The 14,407-nt window shown below is 52.7% G+C and carries 14 protein-coding genes; all 14 read left to right on the top strand.

Features of this window, described 5'->3' with window-relative positions:
• Positions 1 to 393: 393 nt before the first annotated feature.
• The gene (locus Q8Q07_05420) at positions 394 to 1,350 is read left to right on the top strand and encodes a cytochrome c3 family protein (protein MDP3879729.1); all 957 of its coding nucleotides are present in this window, start codon (positions 394 to 396) and stop codon (positions 1,348 to 1,350) included.
• Between the two features lies 1 nt (position 1,351).
• Positions 1,352 to 2,134: a cytochrome b/b6 domain-containing protein gene (locus Q8Q07_05415; protein MDP3879728.1), complete on the top strand. Its 783-nt coding sequence runs from the start codon at positions 1,352 to 1,354 to the stop codon at positions 2,132 to 2,134.
• Between the two features lie 317 nt (positions 2,135 to 2,451).
• On the top strand, positions 2,452 to 3,204 hold the full coding sequence (locus tag Q8Q07_05410) for a slipin family protein (GenBank protein MDP3879727.1): 753 nt from the start codon (positions 2,452 to 2,454) through the stop codon (positions 3,202 to 3,204).
• A 71-nt stretch (positions 3,205 to 3,275) separates the two neighbouring features.
• Entirely contained in the window at positions 3,276 to 4,289 is a 1,014-nt protein-coding gene (locus Q8Q07_05405; protein MDP3879726.1) for a hypothetical protein, read from the top strand.
• Complete coding sequence (locus Q8Q07_05400; GenBank protein ID MDP3879725.1) at positions 4,286 to 5,137, top strand: 4Fe-4S dicluster domain-containing protein; 852 nt, start codon at positions 4,286 to 4,288, stop codon at positions 5,135 to 5,137. Before Q8Q07_05405 ends, Q8Q07_05400 begins: the two co-directional genes overlap by 4 nt.
• Positions 5,128 to 6,426 carry an NrfD/PsrC family molybdoenzyme membrane anchor subunit gene (nrfD, locus tag Q8Q07_05395; protein ID MDP3879724.1) on the top strand — a complete coding sequence of 433 codons (1,299 nt, stop codon included), beginning with the start codon at positions 5,128 to 5,130 and terminating at the stop codon, positions 6,424 to 6,426. The genes Q8Q07_05400 and nrfD (Q8Q07_05395) overlap by 10 nt, the downstream gene beginning before the upstream one ends.
• Positions 6,423 to 6,704 (top strand): hypothetical protein, encoded by a 282-nt coding sequence (locus Q8Q07_05390; GenBank protein ID MDP3879723.1) that lies wholly within the window; start codon positions 6,423 to 6,425, stop codon positions 6,702 to 6,704. Before nrfD (Q8Q07_05395) ends, Q8Q07_05390 begins: the two co-directional genes overlap by 4 nt.
• Before the next feature lie 90 nt (positions 6,705 to 6,794).
• Positions 6,795 to 7,736 carry a 4Fe-4S dicluster domain-containing protein gene (locus Q8Q07_05385; GenBank protein MDP3879722.1) on the top strand — a complete coding sequence of 314 codons (942 nt, stop codon included), beginning with the start codon at positions 6,795 to 6,797 and terminating at the stop codon, positions 7,734 to 7,736.
• Positions 7,691 to 9,064 (top strand): NrfD/PsrC family molybdoenzyme membrane anchor subunit, encoded by a 1,374-nt coding sequence (nrfD, locus tag Q8Q07_05380; protein MDP3879721.1) that lies wholly within the window; start codon positions 7,691 to 7,693, stop codon positions 9,062 to 9,064. The genes Q8Q07_05385 and nrfD (Q8Q07_05380) overlap by 46 nt, the downstream gene beginning before the upstream one ends.
• On the top strand, positions 9,061 to 10,146 hold the full coding sequence (locus Q8Q07_05375; GenBank protein ID MDP3879720.1) for a c-type cytochrome: 1,086 nt from the start codon (positions 9,061 to 9,063) through the stop codon (positions 10,144 to 10,146). The genes nrfD (Q8Q07_05380) and Q8Q07_05375 overlap by 4 nt, the downstream gene beginning before the upstream one ends.
• Before the next feature lie 105 nt (positions 10,147 to 10,251).
• Entirely contained in the window at positions 10,252 to 11,001 is a 750-nt protein-coding gene (locus Q8Q07_05370; protein MDP3879719.1) for a cytochrome c3 family protein, read from the top strand.
• Between the two features lie 45 nt (positions 11,002 to 11,046).
• A complete protein-coding gene (locus tag Q8Q07_05365; protein ID MDP3879718.1) occupies positions 11,047 to 11,790 on the top strand; it encodes a 4Fe-4S dicluster domain-containing protein in 744 nt (247 codons plus the stop codon).
• Positions 11,791 to 11,793: 3 nt separating this feature from the next.
• Positions 11,794 to 12,993, top strand: coding sequence for an NrfD/PsrC family molybdoenzyme membrane anchor subunit (gene nrfD, locus Q8Q07_05360; protein MDP3879717.1), 1,200 nt, complete (start codon positions 11,794 to 11,796; stop codon positions 12,991 to 12,993).
• Between the two features lie 320 nt (positions 12,994 to 13,313).
• On the top strand, positions 13,314 to 14,407 hold a 1,094-nt coding region (locus tag Q8Q07_05355), incomplete at its 3' end, for a cytochrome c3 family protein (GenBank protein MDP3879716.1).

Below are 14,407 nucleotides of genomic sequence, written 5' to 3'. Positions count from 1 at the left end.
CCTCAGTTTCTGAAATGTTGACTTTGAACTCTGACGTAAGTCCGGAGGAATCCAGACCGTCACAATCACGCATTGTAACACCTGTAACCGGTTTATACAATCGCCCACGGACTGAGGTATCAGCAAAGCCCCACCCATAGGACAACCCCGGACCGTCCACCGGAATGCTTCCAATCAGAGGTGGTTTTTCCTGGTTCAATAAAACTAGTATATTTTTACTGAAAATACAGGGTGTTTTTCGTCTTAATATAGCTGGTATTCAGCAAAAACATAAGTTATAATTATCCTGAAAGCAGTCAAACCATAAGTATTCTGATAATACCGCCTATAGCGGTTATATCGGATTTAGCAAGGTGTTAATAATAGAGTAAAATAACCATAGCTTTAGTCGAGATGCAAAACAACGACCGTAGAGCAAGAGCAAAAATCGACTTAAAGTCAGGTTGGGGGCTGATTGGGTGGCTTCTGTTTTCGGCAATAGCGATTGCGACAACTACCTCTATCGTGATACTCAACTCCGAGAAGGTTCAGGGACTTGACGAGAACAATTGCCTTGCCTGTCACGGTAGTCCGGAACTGGTTAAGACCGCCCCGGACGGCACCAAGATATCACTCTACGTTAATGAAGACGCGGTAGATTCCGGGGCCCACCGGTATATCGACTGCACCACCTGCCACACCACCAAGCCCCATGAGATAGAGACCCCGTTAACAAAGCTATCTCTGGCGGAGAAGTGCGGCAGTTGCCACCAGTACCAGTACAAGCTGCATCTTCAGAGCATCCATGGACAGCAGTTAATACAGGGTAATCCCGATGTGGCTACCTGTGTTGACTGCCACAGCCCGGTAGGTAATCCGCACAGTGTTATACGCGTCCTGGAACATAATGCCCCTACCTACAAAAAGAACATTGCCCAGACCTGCGCCAAGTGCCATGGCGACGAAGAACTGATGGCGAACTATGGTATTGTCGAGAAAGTGTACGAGTCATACATGCGCAGTTTTCACGGTAAAGCAATACAGCTGGGAACCTATGAAATTACCCGACTGGAAACGGCAACCTGCACTAACTGCCACGGTACTCACGATATCAAGAGTGCCAGTGACCCAACTTCTCCTGTATCCGGGCTCGATAATCTGGCGGCAACCTGTGAGCAATGCCATTCCGGGGCGGGGGTACAATTTGCCAGCGGCTTTCTGGGGCATAAAGAGGCCTCGCCGGAAAACATCCCCACCGTCTACTACACTGAGAAACTCTTCTCCACCCTGCTGGTATCCGTCATCGCTTTCGGCGCCATAGTCGTGATTATGGCCATCATCAGATTTTCACGTAACCGGTGGAGGGACTGAGATGACAACAGAAGCCGGTATACTTTCCCCGGAAACGGAGGCGGAGGAACAGATTACCCGTTTTGATATACACCAGATAATCCAGCACGCTATTCTGATGGTGAGCTTCATCCTGCTGGTAGTCACCGGATTACCCCTGAAATTCCACGATTGGGCAATCAGCCAGTGGTGGGTGGCACTCTGGGGAGGAATCGAGTCCACCCGCACCACTCACTTCTTCGCCGCCTGGGCTATGGTGCTGGTCTGTTTCTATCATCTATTCTACCTGTTTTACGGCATTGCCATTCTGAAGAGGCCCTTCCCAATCAAAATGGTGCCCAGCGGCCAGGACTTCGTTAAACTCGTACAGGAACTAGGCTACTTCCTCGGGGTGAGAAGGGAAATGCCGAAGAATGACCGTTTTAACTGGAAGGAAAAATTTGATTACTGGGCAATCTTCTGGGGAATACCGGTGATGGCTGGCTCCGGCTTTATTCTGATGTTCCCCGTCATGGTCACCCGGTTCCTGCCCGGTTGGGTGGTTCCGGCGGCTTTAGTAGCTCACAGCGATGAAGCGATGCTGGCGCTGACCTGGATTTTCATGGTCCACATATTTTTCAACCATTTCTCGCCGGGGGTTTTCCCAATCAACACATCCATATTCACCGGCAAAGTTGCCAGGGAACGTTACCGCCGTGAGCATACCTTAGAGTTCGAACAATTAACGGCAGCGGATGAAGTGATTGAAGAAGAAGAGGAAGAGGATGAAGAAGAGGAGGAGGAAAAGAAGGCAGAGGAAAATTGAAATCTATTCGTGAGGTCTTTGATGATCGGTTGACCAAAAGGGGCAGGTCATGGATTACGGTTGCGATTTATGTCATTATCGGATAGTATGTTAATAAATAGGTCAAATTTCCGTTATAAACAGGGTACTAATACCTACTCCAGACAAGGCAAGGTTATGATAATATAGAGCAGTGACCGGATTCGGAGGGAAGGATTTTGTTAACATACCGGAAGTATTCGGCAGCAGCTAGCTTACGGGTTACATCAGGGAGGTGTTTATGATTACCGCCTAACTAATGAACCCGGAAAACTTCAATAAAAGGAGGAACTAAAAAAATGGATATCTGGGTCATTTTTCTTATTGTTGTCGTGGTACTGATATTACTGCCATTATCCGTAAAAATTGTGAAACAGTATGAACGAGGGGTAGTGCTTCGCTTCGGGAGATTGGTCGGCCTCCGGACTCCAGGCTTCAACCTGATCCTCCCGCTGATTGATCGCATGACCAAAGTAAGTCTCCGGATTGTGACTACAGTGCTGGAACCACAGGAAGTAATAACCAGAGATAACGTCACCGTCAAGGTAGATGCCGTCGTTTACTTCATGGTAATCGAACCGGTAAAATCGATAATCAATGTCGAAAACTACCGGGATGCTATCATTCAGCTGGCTTTGACTACACTCAGAAGCGTTCTCGGACAATCAGAACTGGACGAGCTACTGGCCCACCGTGACCAGATAAACCTGAGATTGAGAGAGATTATCGACGAGCAAAGTGAGGAACCGTGGGGAGTCAGGGCAACGCTGGTGGAAGTTAAAGACGTGCTCCTTCCTGAAGGCATGCAGCGGGCTATGGCCAGGCAGGCCGAATCAGAACGTGAGAAACGGGCCAAGATTATTCACGCTGAAGGTGAACAGGCGGCTGCCACAACTCTGGCCGGTGCGGCCAAGATTCTGCACAATCAGCCGGCGGCATTGCAGCTACGCTATCTGCAAACTCTGGTTGAAATTTCGGGGGAGAGGAATAGCACCATCATTCCAATTCCGATAGACATTATCAGTGCTCTAGCCAATAAAGCAACCCCCTGAACCGGACAGAGCAGCCCCAAATATAGTAGTAATAAAACGAATCATCCCCCTGGTGACATGAGGTTGTACTAGTGAGTTTTGCCTGGAAGGAAAAACCTGAATATGGTGAAAGACCTCCGGACCGGAATATTACAGGGTCTACAGTTAACATCCCATCCAGGGACGGGAAAGCACCCTGGTTCTGGCTGGCCGGCGCGATAATAGCTATTCTCATCGTTTTTAGCTTCTCGACGGCACTGTCAAAACCAGTAGTCAGGGCAGCTTCCGGTTCGGAGGTTCCGTTAGAGTGTCTGAGCTGCCATACCAGGGTGCTGAAAAGTCATGATATTCTCGGTCAGGGAAATCAAGCCTGCCGGGTCTGCCATGACAGCGCCACTATGGGGGAGCTAAGTCTGCTTGATGGGACTAATATCTTGTTGACGGAGTCCTCCAAACTCTGCGGCCAGTGCCACCAGCAGCGTTACGGCGCGTGGGAGGAAGGGACCCACGGAGTGACTCCCCAGCGAGCTGAGGCCGCTCTTTCCGGCGGTGCCAAGCTACGTTGTATTGACTGCCATGACCCACACCAGCCGCGCCTGGAGCTTTCCGATATTAATACAACGCCACTGCCCACCGCGGCCACAAAAGAGGGCGCCCTGGACTGCCTGAGCTGTCACGTAAGAGTCTTGAAGGGACATGATAAGCTCGGTGAAGGTAGTGAAGCCTGCTGGTCATGTCATTACAGCAAGAAGATGGAAGTACTGCATCTGGCCAGCGGAGAAACCAAACTACCTTTATCAGACTACCCGCAGCTCTGCGCGCAGTGTCACCGGAAACGCTATGAGGAATGGGTTGCGGGAACTCACGGAGTTCCCGCCTGGGGGGAAGAAACCCTTGAAGCCCACGGCGTTGAGCAGGTAAGGTGCGCCGGCTGCCACAATCCCCACCAGCCGCAGCTCGCCCTGCTCAATATTACCAAACCGCATCCAGCATCGGCACCGGACCCACCCTCCCCACCGGGTGAGCTACTGGCTATCGTTGGCATCTCCTTATTCTTCGGCATAGCTCTCACCACAGCAATGCTAAGACAGGGTAGAGGGCGATGAAGCGAATAGGGCGTAAAGAGTTTATCAAAATCGGTGGCGGGCTGATGGGGCTGGGGCTTTTAGGCAAATATGTTAGTCCTGTCCTTGTTTCCGCCGGTACCGGAGAAACATTGCGACAATCCGGGATAACTTCAAAAAAGGATGCTATAACGGATGCGCCTGCTGACCCGGCGAACAAGTTTGCCCTGGTACTGGACGTGGGAGCCTGTATCGGCTGCAGGACCTGCCAGTGGGCTTGTAAGGAAGAAAACAATGTCCCGGACGCCATCTCTCCACCCTGGATAGAGGTATTCGAGATCAAGGCGGGGGTGAGTGTGACCGGTCATCCGGCGCCGCAAGACCTCAAAAAGGGAGCGACTACGGACTACACCCAGTCCCCCCTGGAGGGCAGGTGGTACTTACCGGTACAGTGCAATCACTGCGATAACGCGCCGTGCGTCAAGGCTTGCCCGGTTGGCGCCACCTACAAGGATACAGATGGAATCGTCATGATGAACTATCAGAGATGCATCGGCTGCCGGCTCTGCGTGGTCGCCTGTCCTTACAATGCCCGGCGCTTTAACTGGTTTCAACCGGAAATAGCTGACGACAAGATAAACCCGCTGGTCCCGGTCCGCCCGGTGGGTGTCGTCGAGAAATGCACCTTCTGCGTACACCGAACCAGGCATGGTAAGCTGCCCCGCTGCGTGGAAGTATGTCCGGTGCGCGCCCGGCACTTCGGCAATCTCAATGATCCGGCAAGCGAGGTCTCCAAAATATTAGCCGATAACCTGAGTTTCCGCCTCCTGGAGGAGCTTAATACGGAACCTAACATCTGGTATATTACACGAGGTAAAAAATGGCTGTGACGCTGAGAAGACGAGAGCCGGAGAGAGAGAATTTAGACTTGCTGCGCCCGCTATTACACACGGGCCCCGCTTTCTATTTCTTCTGCGGCACACTGCTGATATTGACGCTGTGGTTCCTGTACACTTGGTATCTGCAACTGACCCAGGGTCTGGGTGTTACCGGGATGAGAACCCCGGTAGGGGCTACCTGGGGAGCCTACATCGCCAATTTTGTTTTCTTTGTCGGCCTGGCTCACGGCGGGATTGCTATCGCCGCCGCAATACGATTGCTGAACTTAAAGACGTTCGAGCCTGTCGCCAGAATAGGAGAGGTCCTGACCGTTATCAGCCTGATGATGGGCGGTCTGAGCATCATGATTGATATGGGACGACCGGACCGGATGTTCAATATAATTCTTTACTGGCCGCAGAGAGTGGGGACGTCATCATTAAGCTGGGACGTAACGGTAATCATCATCTATTTTACACTATCGGCGTCCTACCTGTGGCTTACCATGCGCCGGGACCTGGCTTTAAATATCAAGAGGTTCCCGAAATTATCCTTACTTTACAAAGCACTTCTGATAGGCTACAGGCCGGATGAAGAACACAAAATCGAAAGGATGTCATGGTGGCTTTCCATCGCCATTGTTTTTCTGATTGTAATGCTCAGTGGCGGTGTGGTGCCCTGGATTTTCGGGCTGCTACCTTCACAGCCGGGCTGGTTCAGCGCTCTGGCCGGTCCTTATTTTCTGACGGCGGCGATTGCCTCGGCTATTGCGGCCATCGTTGTCGTCTCCGGCATACTGAGAAAAATGTTTAACTGGCAGGAGTACATCAAACCCGAGATTTTCAAGGGGCTGGGGACTTTTTTAGGTATAATCACGCTGTTTTATCTCTACCTGGTACTTGCCGAGCAACTTACCATGAGATACGCCGCTCCCCTCTCCGAATTTTTAATATCCGAGAAGCTTTTTCAGGGGGAATTCGCCCCTATTTTCTGGCCGATGCTGATACTGGGATTTCTGATACCTTCCCTCCTTTTGATATCTCAAGCTATCCGCCCGGGATGGTTCAATATCACGCGCACCATTCTGGCTGCGGCGGCCATTGTCGTCGCCTTCTGGATAAAACGGTTTCTCATTGTGGTACCATCCCTGTTACGGCCATTGCTACCATTTCCGGAAGGGAGTTATAGTCCGAGCTGGGTCGAATGGTCAATAATCGCCGGTATATTCGCCATGGCGATTTTGCTCTATACGCTCTTCCTGAAAGTATTTCCAATCGTGGAGCTTGGTGAACAAAAATGATAGCCTTACTGGCACGGGTACCAGAGACAATAACTATTGCCGCCATATCAGCGGCTGAAGTGGCTGACCGGCAGACAATGGGAGGCAGGATAGGGTTTGTCGTCCTGGCTATTATCGTGGGGCCGGTAATTATCCTGACTGTAGCCTCAATGTTAGGTCACCCCAGGACGTTCCGTATTCCAGCTTTATTTCTGGGTTCTCTGGTGATATTCGTCAGTTCAATTTTACTTAGTTTCGCCGCGGTAAGCCTGCTACTGGGCTTTGTTGTTCCCCAGTAGAGGGAGCCGTTCATATAATAAGATGCCTGTTCTCATATTGTTAATTCTGGACAAACAGCTTGGATAAGCGGAAGGAAGAAAGGAGTTCACGTGCAGGTAAAAAACAATAATAATATCAGTAGACGGTGGTTTATCACGGGGTCACTGGGAGCGATGGGTCTACTGACCATCCTCTCATCCCCGTTCGTATCGGTACTGAACCGGGCTAAGGCGGCAGCTACCACACACGAGGGGAACAGCAGCGATGATCACGCCTGGTGCATGGTCATTGACCTGAAGAAATGCGATGGCTGCACCGGCCTGGGGATAGCGCCCCAGTGCACTCAATCCTGCATCCTCGGACATTACGGACCCAAGGGCCAGAAATGGATAGAAATATACGAGGTAGAGATGGCCGGCGGCGGCAGTTCCTTCATGCCCACGCCGTGCTACCAGTGTGAAAACGCTCCCTGTGTCAATGTCTGCCCGGTGGCGGCTACTTACCATGACAAGAGCGGGGTCGTCCTCATTGACCATAACCGCTGCATCGGCTGCCGCATGTGTATGGCCGCCTGTCCTTTCCAGCGGCGTTTTTTCAACTGGGCTACTCCGGAGCTACCCCCCGAGGCGGCTGACGCCGAATATTCACCAATATACCCGGTCCCGGCGGTAAAGGGTACCGTTATCAAATGCATGTTCTGCGCCCACCATCTGGTGGAAGGCAGATTACCCTATTGCGTGGTGGCCTGTCCGAGGAATGTCCTCTACATGGGCGACCTTAATACTGACGTTGCCAGCAACGGGCAGGAGGTGGTCCAACTATCCTCGTTCCTTGATGCCAATAACGCCTACCGCTACAAAGAATCTCTGGGCACTCAGCCCAGGGTTTTCTATCTGCCCGGACATGGCGAGGCTTCCGGCAGAAAACCTGACGACCCGCGCGAGCTTATCCCGAACACATGGGCCTGGGGAAACGAGGGCTTCGACTGGCATCCGGGTGTCTGGCCATGGCAACGGCCCAGCGACTGGGTCTGGGAGGAGCAACCCAGATGAGACCGCACGTAACCAACTATAAACAACGTTTGGAGCAGACCGTACTCAGCCCCTTGACTCACACCGGCACGGGCTATTACGCTCTGGTGCTTTTCCTGCTGGCGATAGTCGGCTGGGGATTTTATGCTTTCCTTATACAGCTCCGCTACGGACTTGTCGCCACCGGCATGCGCGATGTGGTCATATGGGGACTCTACCTGGTCAACTTCGTCTTCTTTATCGGTATCAGCCATGCCGGCACCCTTATTTCAGCTATCCTGCGCGTTTCCAATGCTGGCTGGCGTACCCCGGTTACCCGCATGGCCGAGCTTATCACCGTGGTGGCAATCTCTATAGGAGCTCTGATGCCTGTTATCGACCTGGGGCGACCGGACCGGGTAATCAATATGATGCTCTTCGGGCGTTTCCAGTCGCCCCTGCTCTGGGACATTATCTCCATCACCTCTTACCTGACCGGAAGCCTCATCTACCTCTACCTGCCACTTATACCGGACCTGGCGATAATGCGTGACAGGATGGCGCAAGGCGCTTCCGGTTTCAAACGCCGCTTCTACACTATGCTCGCCGTAGGCTGGCGGAATACTCCGGAACAAAGACACCGGCTGGAAAAGGCGATCGGTATTATGGCAGTGACGATAATACCCATCGCTATTTCCGTACACACTGTTGTCTCCTACGTTTTTTCGATGACGTTACGTCCCGGCTGGAACAGCACGGCCTTTGGTATTTATTTCGTTATCGGCGCTATTTTCTCCGGCATCGCTTCGATTCTCATCGTTATGGCCATTTTCCGCAAAATCTTCCACCTCGAAGAGTACATCACTGAGAGGCACTTCCGTAACCTGAGCTACCTGCTGCTTACCGCACTCCTCGTTTACTTCTACCTGACCATCGGGGAATATCTCACCGTGGGCTATAAAATGGAGGTAGAGGAAATGCATCTGCTTGAGTCTCTGATGGTAGGCTCAAACGCGCCTGGGTTCTGGTTCTTCGTCGTGGCGGGCACCGTGATACCGGCGGCCCTGCTTATCATCAGGCGGGGGCGTTTGATCCCCAGAATACTGGTTGCGGCAGTCCTGATTAACATCTCGATGTGGATTAAACGGTTCATCATCCTGGTACCCGCCATTCAGGTGCCGCTGATGCCTTTTGAATTTGGCTCTTATGCACCTACCTGGATAGAATGGTCAATCACGGCGGGCGCTTTTGCCGCTTTTATCCTGATCTTCGCCATCTTTGCCAAGGTGTTCCCCTTAATCTCCATATGGGAAGTGGCTGAAGAGGCCGAGCACGCCGCAACACACACCGGCGAGGAGGCAGCAAGATGACGAAGAGAAAGAGGTTTCTGCTGGTTTTTACCTTGATATTCTCTTTCCTGCTGGTGCTGGGTACTGCCGTCGCCGGCCAGGAAGAAGTACCGCCCCCGTACGCCGGTATGGAAAACCCGTTCCCCTGGGATGATGCCGCGGTACAGGAAGCGGGAAAGACCGTCTACCAGGGATCCTGCCTGGGCTGTCACGGCATTGACGGCGGTAACCTGGCTTCAGCCGACTTCTCCACTGAGGAGTACCGCAATGCTCTGGAAGAAAGACCAGACCATGCCTTCTGGATACTAAGTGAAGGCGAGACGGGTAAGGGTATGCCGCCATTCAAATCATCCCTCTCTGAAGAACAACGCTGGCAGATATTGACTTACCTCTGGTCTCTGGGAGCAGCCGCCCCGCCAGTATCACCACCCCCTCCCCCAACGGTGGTAGAAGGTGGCAAGTTACACCTCAGCGCACCGGAGCAAGCGCAGGCCGGACAACCGTTGACCCTGAACGCCCAGCTACGTAATGAAGATGAAGGAGTTATCGCCGGGGGGCTGGTAAAATTCTTTATCAACGTAGATTTCTTTGCCTCCGGGCCGATGGAAATCGGTGAGGCGCTAACAGATAACAACGGTATCGCTACTCTAGAGTATACTCCCCGGATAGCCGGTGAGACGAAGGTAGTAGCTCGTTACGGAACCATTGAGGCTACTTCTTCTCTTAATATCAGTGAAAGGGAGGAGCCTTTCTATGAGGCCGAAGCCGGCATTCGTCTGCCGGCGCCGGGCGACCCCGTATTCATTGGGCCTGAGTCAGCTCTGCAGTTGGGCGAGATGGGACAAGCTCCCACCAGCGCTTTTTACCTGCCCGGAGGAGTAATTTCCTGGCTGCTTATCGTGGCAGTAACGGTCATGGTCATCTGGGTTACCTATTTCCGTGTCGTTTACCAGGTATTCCGCATCCCGATGGCAAACGAAGTAAGTGAGATTAATCCCAAGCTGGTACCAATGGCAATCATGGCCTTTGTCACCGTCATGGGTGTGATTCTGGTACTGATGCTGCTGACCGGTCCTTATAGTCACTTCCACCTGCTCCAGTAGTTAAACCGTGGAATAGAAGATATATTTTTGAAAATAATGAGGATATAATATAGATATATAATAGGGTATATGCTAATATAGAATAGGTCATACCGGGGAGATTAAATGGGGCACTTATTCAGAGCCGGGGCATTGTTAATAGCGGTACTCCTATTCGTATTCGTCGGGCTCAGAATACTGCCTGTTCCGGAAGCTCTCACCGACTTTGGCTTTCACTCCAGGGACTCCGAGAAGAACCGGGAGCTATGGGCAGGTTTGCCCATGCAGTTTGCCAGTTCCTCCATCTGCGTTAACTGCCACGAAGACAACTATAACCTGTGGGAGAAGGGGAACCACCGCGCAGTTAGCTGCGAGAACTGCCATGGTGCGGCAGTCACGCACCTTGCCACAGGAGAACCCCCGGCTGTTTCCCACAACACCAGAGAGCTCTGCGGTACCTGCCATAGCCAGCTCGTTTCCCGTCCCGCCAGCTTCCCGCAGGTAAACATGTCCGAAATGGGGGGCGGCGCGGAGTGCGTAACCTGCCATGACCCGCATGAGCCCCGGGCCGGAATGCCTCCCGAGGTACCCCACCACCTGGATGACAGGACTGATTGTCAATCCTGTCATTCTCCTGAAGAACCCCTGGAAACGCTCCCACCACAGACTCCGCACACTCTGGAGGGACGTGCCGACTGTCTGTCATGCCACGGCCCGTCAGGAATCAGGGGAGCAGCGCTGCCGCATCCTCCGCACAGCCTGGAAGGGCGCAGTGATTGTTTATTATGTCACAACGTCGGCGGTATCAGGCCTTTACCTGAAGACCATGCCGGAAGAAAGAGTACGACCTGCCTGAATTGCCATCGGAGTGAGTGAGGGACAAGAATGAGATATTCCCGCCGGGATTTTATCAGAATAGGAATGAAAGGCTTAGCCGGGGGCATCGTCATCTACGGCGCTTCATCCCTGCTGCGTGACTTGACTTCCTCCGCAGCCGACCTTAATCAATTCAGCTGGGACAAACACTACTGGGGTTTCGTCTGTGATAACGAGAAGTGTATCGGCTGCGGCCGGTGTGTAGTCGCCTGTAAGCTGGAAAACAACGTCCCCTGGGAAGAAGAATATAACCGCACCTGGGTGGAAAGATACGCTATCACCTCGGATGGAGAAACGCATGTCGATTCTCCGGCCGCCGGCAGGGATGGTTTTAAACCATTACCCCCGGGCTTCAAGAACGGCAGCCAGGAGATAATGAAGAGCTTCTTCGTACCCAAGCTGTGCAACCAGTGCGATAACCCCCCCTGCGTCACCGTCTGCCCGGTGGGCGCCACCTACCTTACCGAGGACGGCGTTATCCTCATTGACCAGGAACACTGCATCGGCTGCGGCTACTGCATACAGGCCTGCCCTTACGGGGCCAGGTTCTTCCTGCCTGAGAAAAGGGTCGTGGATAAATGCACCTGGTGCTACCACCGCATTAACCGGGGACTACTCCCGGCCTGCGTGGAGGTCTGTCCGGTACAGGCGAGAGTATTCGGCGACATGTGGGACCCGGAAAGCCCTGTCTCCAGAGCGCTCGCTGAGAAACGTGTTTACGTACTGAAATCAGACCTGGGTACCAAACCAAAGGTCTACTACATCGGCTTCGAAAAAGGAGTGCATTGAACTATGCCCGGCTTCGTTTTCCCCAATGAAGGTATGATTGAGTGGGACCTGCTCATCGTCATCTATCCCTACATCACCGGTCTGGTAGCCGGTGCCTTCATTGTGTCATCTCTATATCACGTCTTTGGCATTACCAATCTGCGGCCGGTAGCCCGCTTCTCTCTGGTTACCGCTCTCGCTTTCCTCATCGTAACTCCAATGCCTCTGGTTATCCACCTCGGCAGGCCGGAAAGGGGCCTCGAAATGTTCCTCACACCTAACCTTAACTCGGCGATGTCCGCCTTTGGTTATATCTGGTTCTTTTATCTGTTGATTGTTCTCCTTGAGATATGGCTGGTCTTCAGGCCGGACATCGTCAGGTACGCCCGGTCAACCGAAGGCACTCTGAAAACCGTCTACTCCATTTTAGCTCTGGGTGTTTACGACGTATCAGAAGAATCCCTGGCTATTGATAAGAAGATAGTGAAAGTGCTCTCCTTCATCGGCATTCCGGCGGCGGTGCTTCTTCATGGCTACGTTGGTTTTATCTTCGGGGCGGTCAAAGCCAATCCGTGGTGGTCTACGCCGTTAATGCCCATCATCTTCCTGATGTCAGCCACAGTCTCCGGCATCGCCCTGCTCATCGTACTCTACATCGTGACGACTAAAATCAGGAAAGCAACATTAGACCACAGGTGCCTGCGCTCCCTGTCGCTCTGGCTGACCGGCTTCCTGTCGATAAATGTCGTCCTGGAAGGACTGGAGGTCTTCAGCATGCTCTACGAATCGGAGGAAAGCTGGGAAATCATTTCTCAGTTGATTACCCAGAAGATAGCCTTGAGTTACTTCGGCATCCAGTTTCTTTCCGGTGCCATCTTACCGCTTTTTGTCCTGGGTGGTATTGAAATAGTAAAGCTGGGAGAGCGCGAAAAAATGTACCTGAGGTTCCTGGCAGCCGTTCTGGTACTCATCGGTGTCTTTGCCATGCGCTGGAACGTGGTAATCGGCGGACAGCTAATATCCAAGAGCCTCAGGGGCTTTACCGACTTTGTTCCGCCAATCTTTGGACTAAACGGCATCCTCACCGCCGCCGCGCTGATGGCGCTGCCGTTTTTGATTTTATCCATGATAGTCTACTTAATTCCTCCCTGGCTGGAAGAGACCCCCAAAGAAACGCCGACGAGACGTTTCCCGTTATCAAGAACCACTCCCACCCGTGGCTAGTGCCTTTGCACAACCAGGCAGCATCTGATACCTGGCGGAGAATCCTGTTCATTACACGAGCTTCAGTCACTAATCACCGGTAACTTCGAGACACTCACGCCAGTCACCAGTCACATCATCACCATAGTTACCCCCAAAAGGCAGTCGCTGACTCTACCTGTGATTCAGCATTTCCCATACTGTACAAGATATACAGGGTGTTCTAAGTATATAAAAGACAGGCATAAATGCTTATATTAGGCAAGGCATCGACTATGCTAGAATTTGTCAAAATCCGATAGCTTTTAGCGATTTACCGAGTATGATTTAGGAGGTAAACCATGCGCAAAAAGATGTTGTGGGGGGGTGGAATACTCCTGCTGGCAGCCTTGCTGACAATTTTCGCCGGCGCCTGCGAGGGACCAACCCAACCACCGCCAACCACACCCGGCCCTCAGGGTGAGCAATCAGATATTGATGTCACCATGAGCGTCTCCAAGCCGTCTAACGGGCAGTTCTTTACCGCCGGAGAGAAGCCAGTGATAACGGTAACCTTGAAAGACGCCTCCGGCGCAGCACTGGCCAGGGAAGACTTCAGCAGCCTCGGTCTTTATATGTACGGGCCTCAGGAGCCGACCAAGACAGTGACCGCGGTCAAGCTGCTGAATGCTTCGGCTGACCGCTCCAAAACTCCTCACCACTATATAGAACTGGCCAAAGACGCAAACGTTGAGGTAAAAGACAACGTTCTGAAATATAACCTCCAGCCAGTCACCGATGAGGAACCGGGTACTTATACGGTTACTTTACGGGCAAGCTTAAAGGCTGACCCTCTCCAGCAGGACTTCGAGGTGGTTGACGTCCAGATTGGTACCGCCACCGTTGAACCGCAGATAGTGGAGCGGGAGAAATGCGCGGCCTGCCATCTGGGAGCGGATAGCGGCCAGTTCTACTTCCACCACGTTGATCCGGGGCGGAGCCCCACCGGCAGCCCGGCGATAGACTCATGGCCGGTAAAGACCTGCAAGAGCTGCCATAATAATGAAGGTTATGCGGCTTTTCGCGACCCGACGACGGGAGACCGCGTCCCGGACCCAATTGTGAACCGGGTACATGGCGTACATAACGGTTCGCATCTGGAGAGTGTCCGAAATATTGGTTCACAGGAAGCAAACATAGCCGGTATATTTGGTGACTATCTCCACGTGGAGTTCCCTGCTAACGTGAAGAACTGCACGACCTGCCATGTCGATGACCGCTGGAAGACAGAGCCGAACCGGGTCGCCTGCGGCGCCTGCCATGACAATACCTGGTTTGGTGATTTAGCCGCCAAGCCGGAGACTATGGAAGCCCATCCCGGTGGGCCACAAACCAATGACGCTAACTGTTCCACCTGTCACACCCCTGATAGCGGCGGTATGGCGCCACCAATCTC

The sequence above is a fragment of the Dehalococcoidales bacterium genome, from assembly GCA_030698765.1.
In the GTDB taxonomy this organism is placed as follows: Bacteria; Chloroflexota; Dehalococcoidia; order Dehalococcoidales; family UBA2162; genus JAUYMF01.
This window is presented reverse-complemented; position numbering and strand designations above follow the sequence as displayed.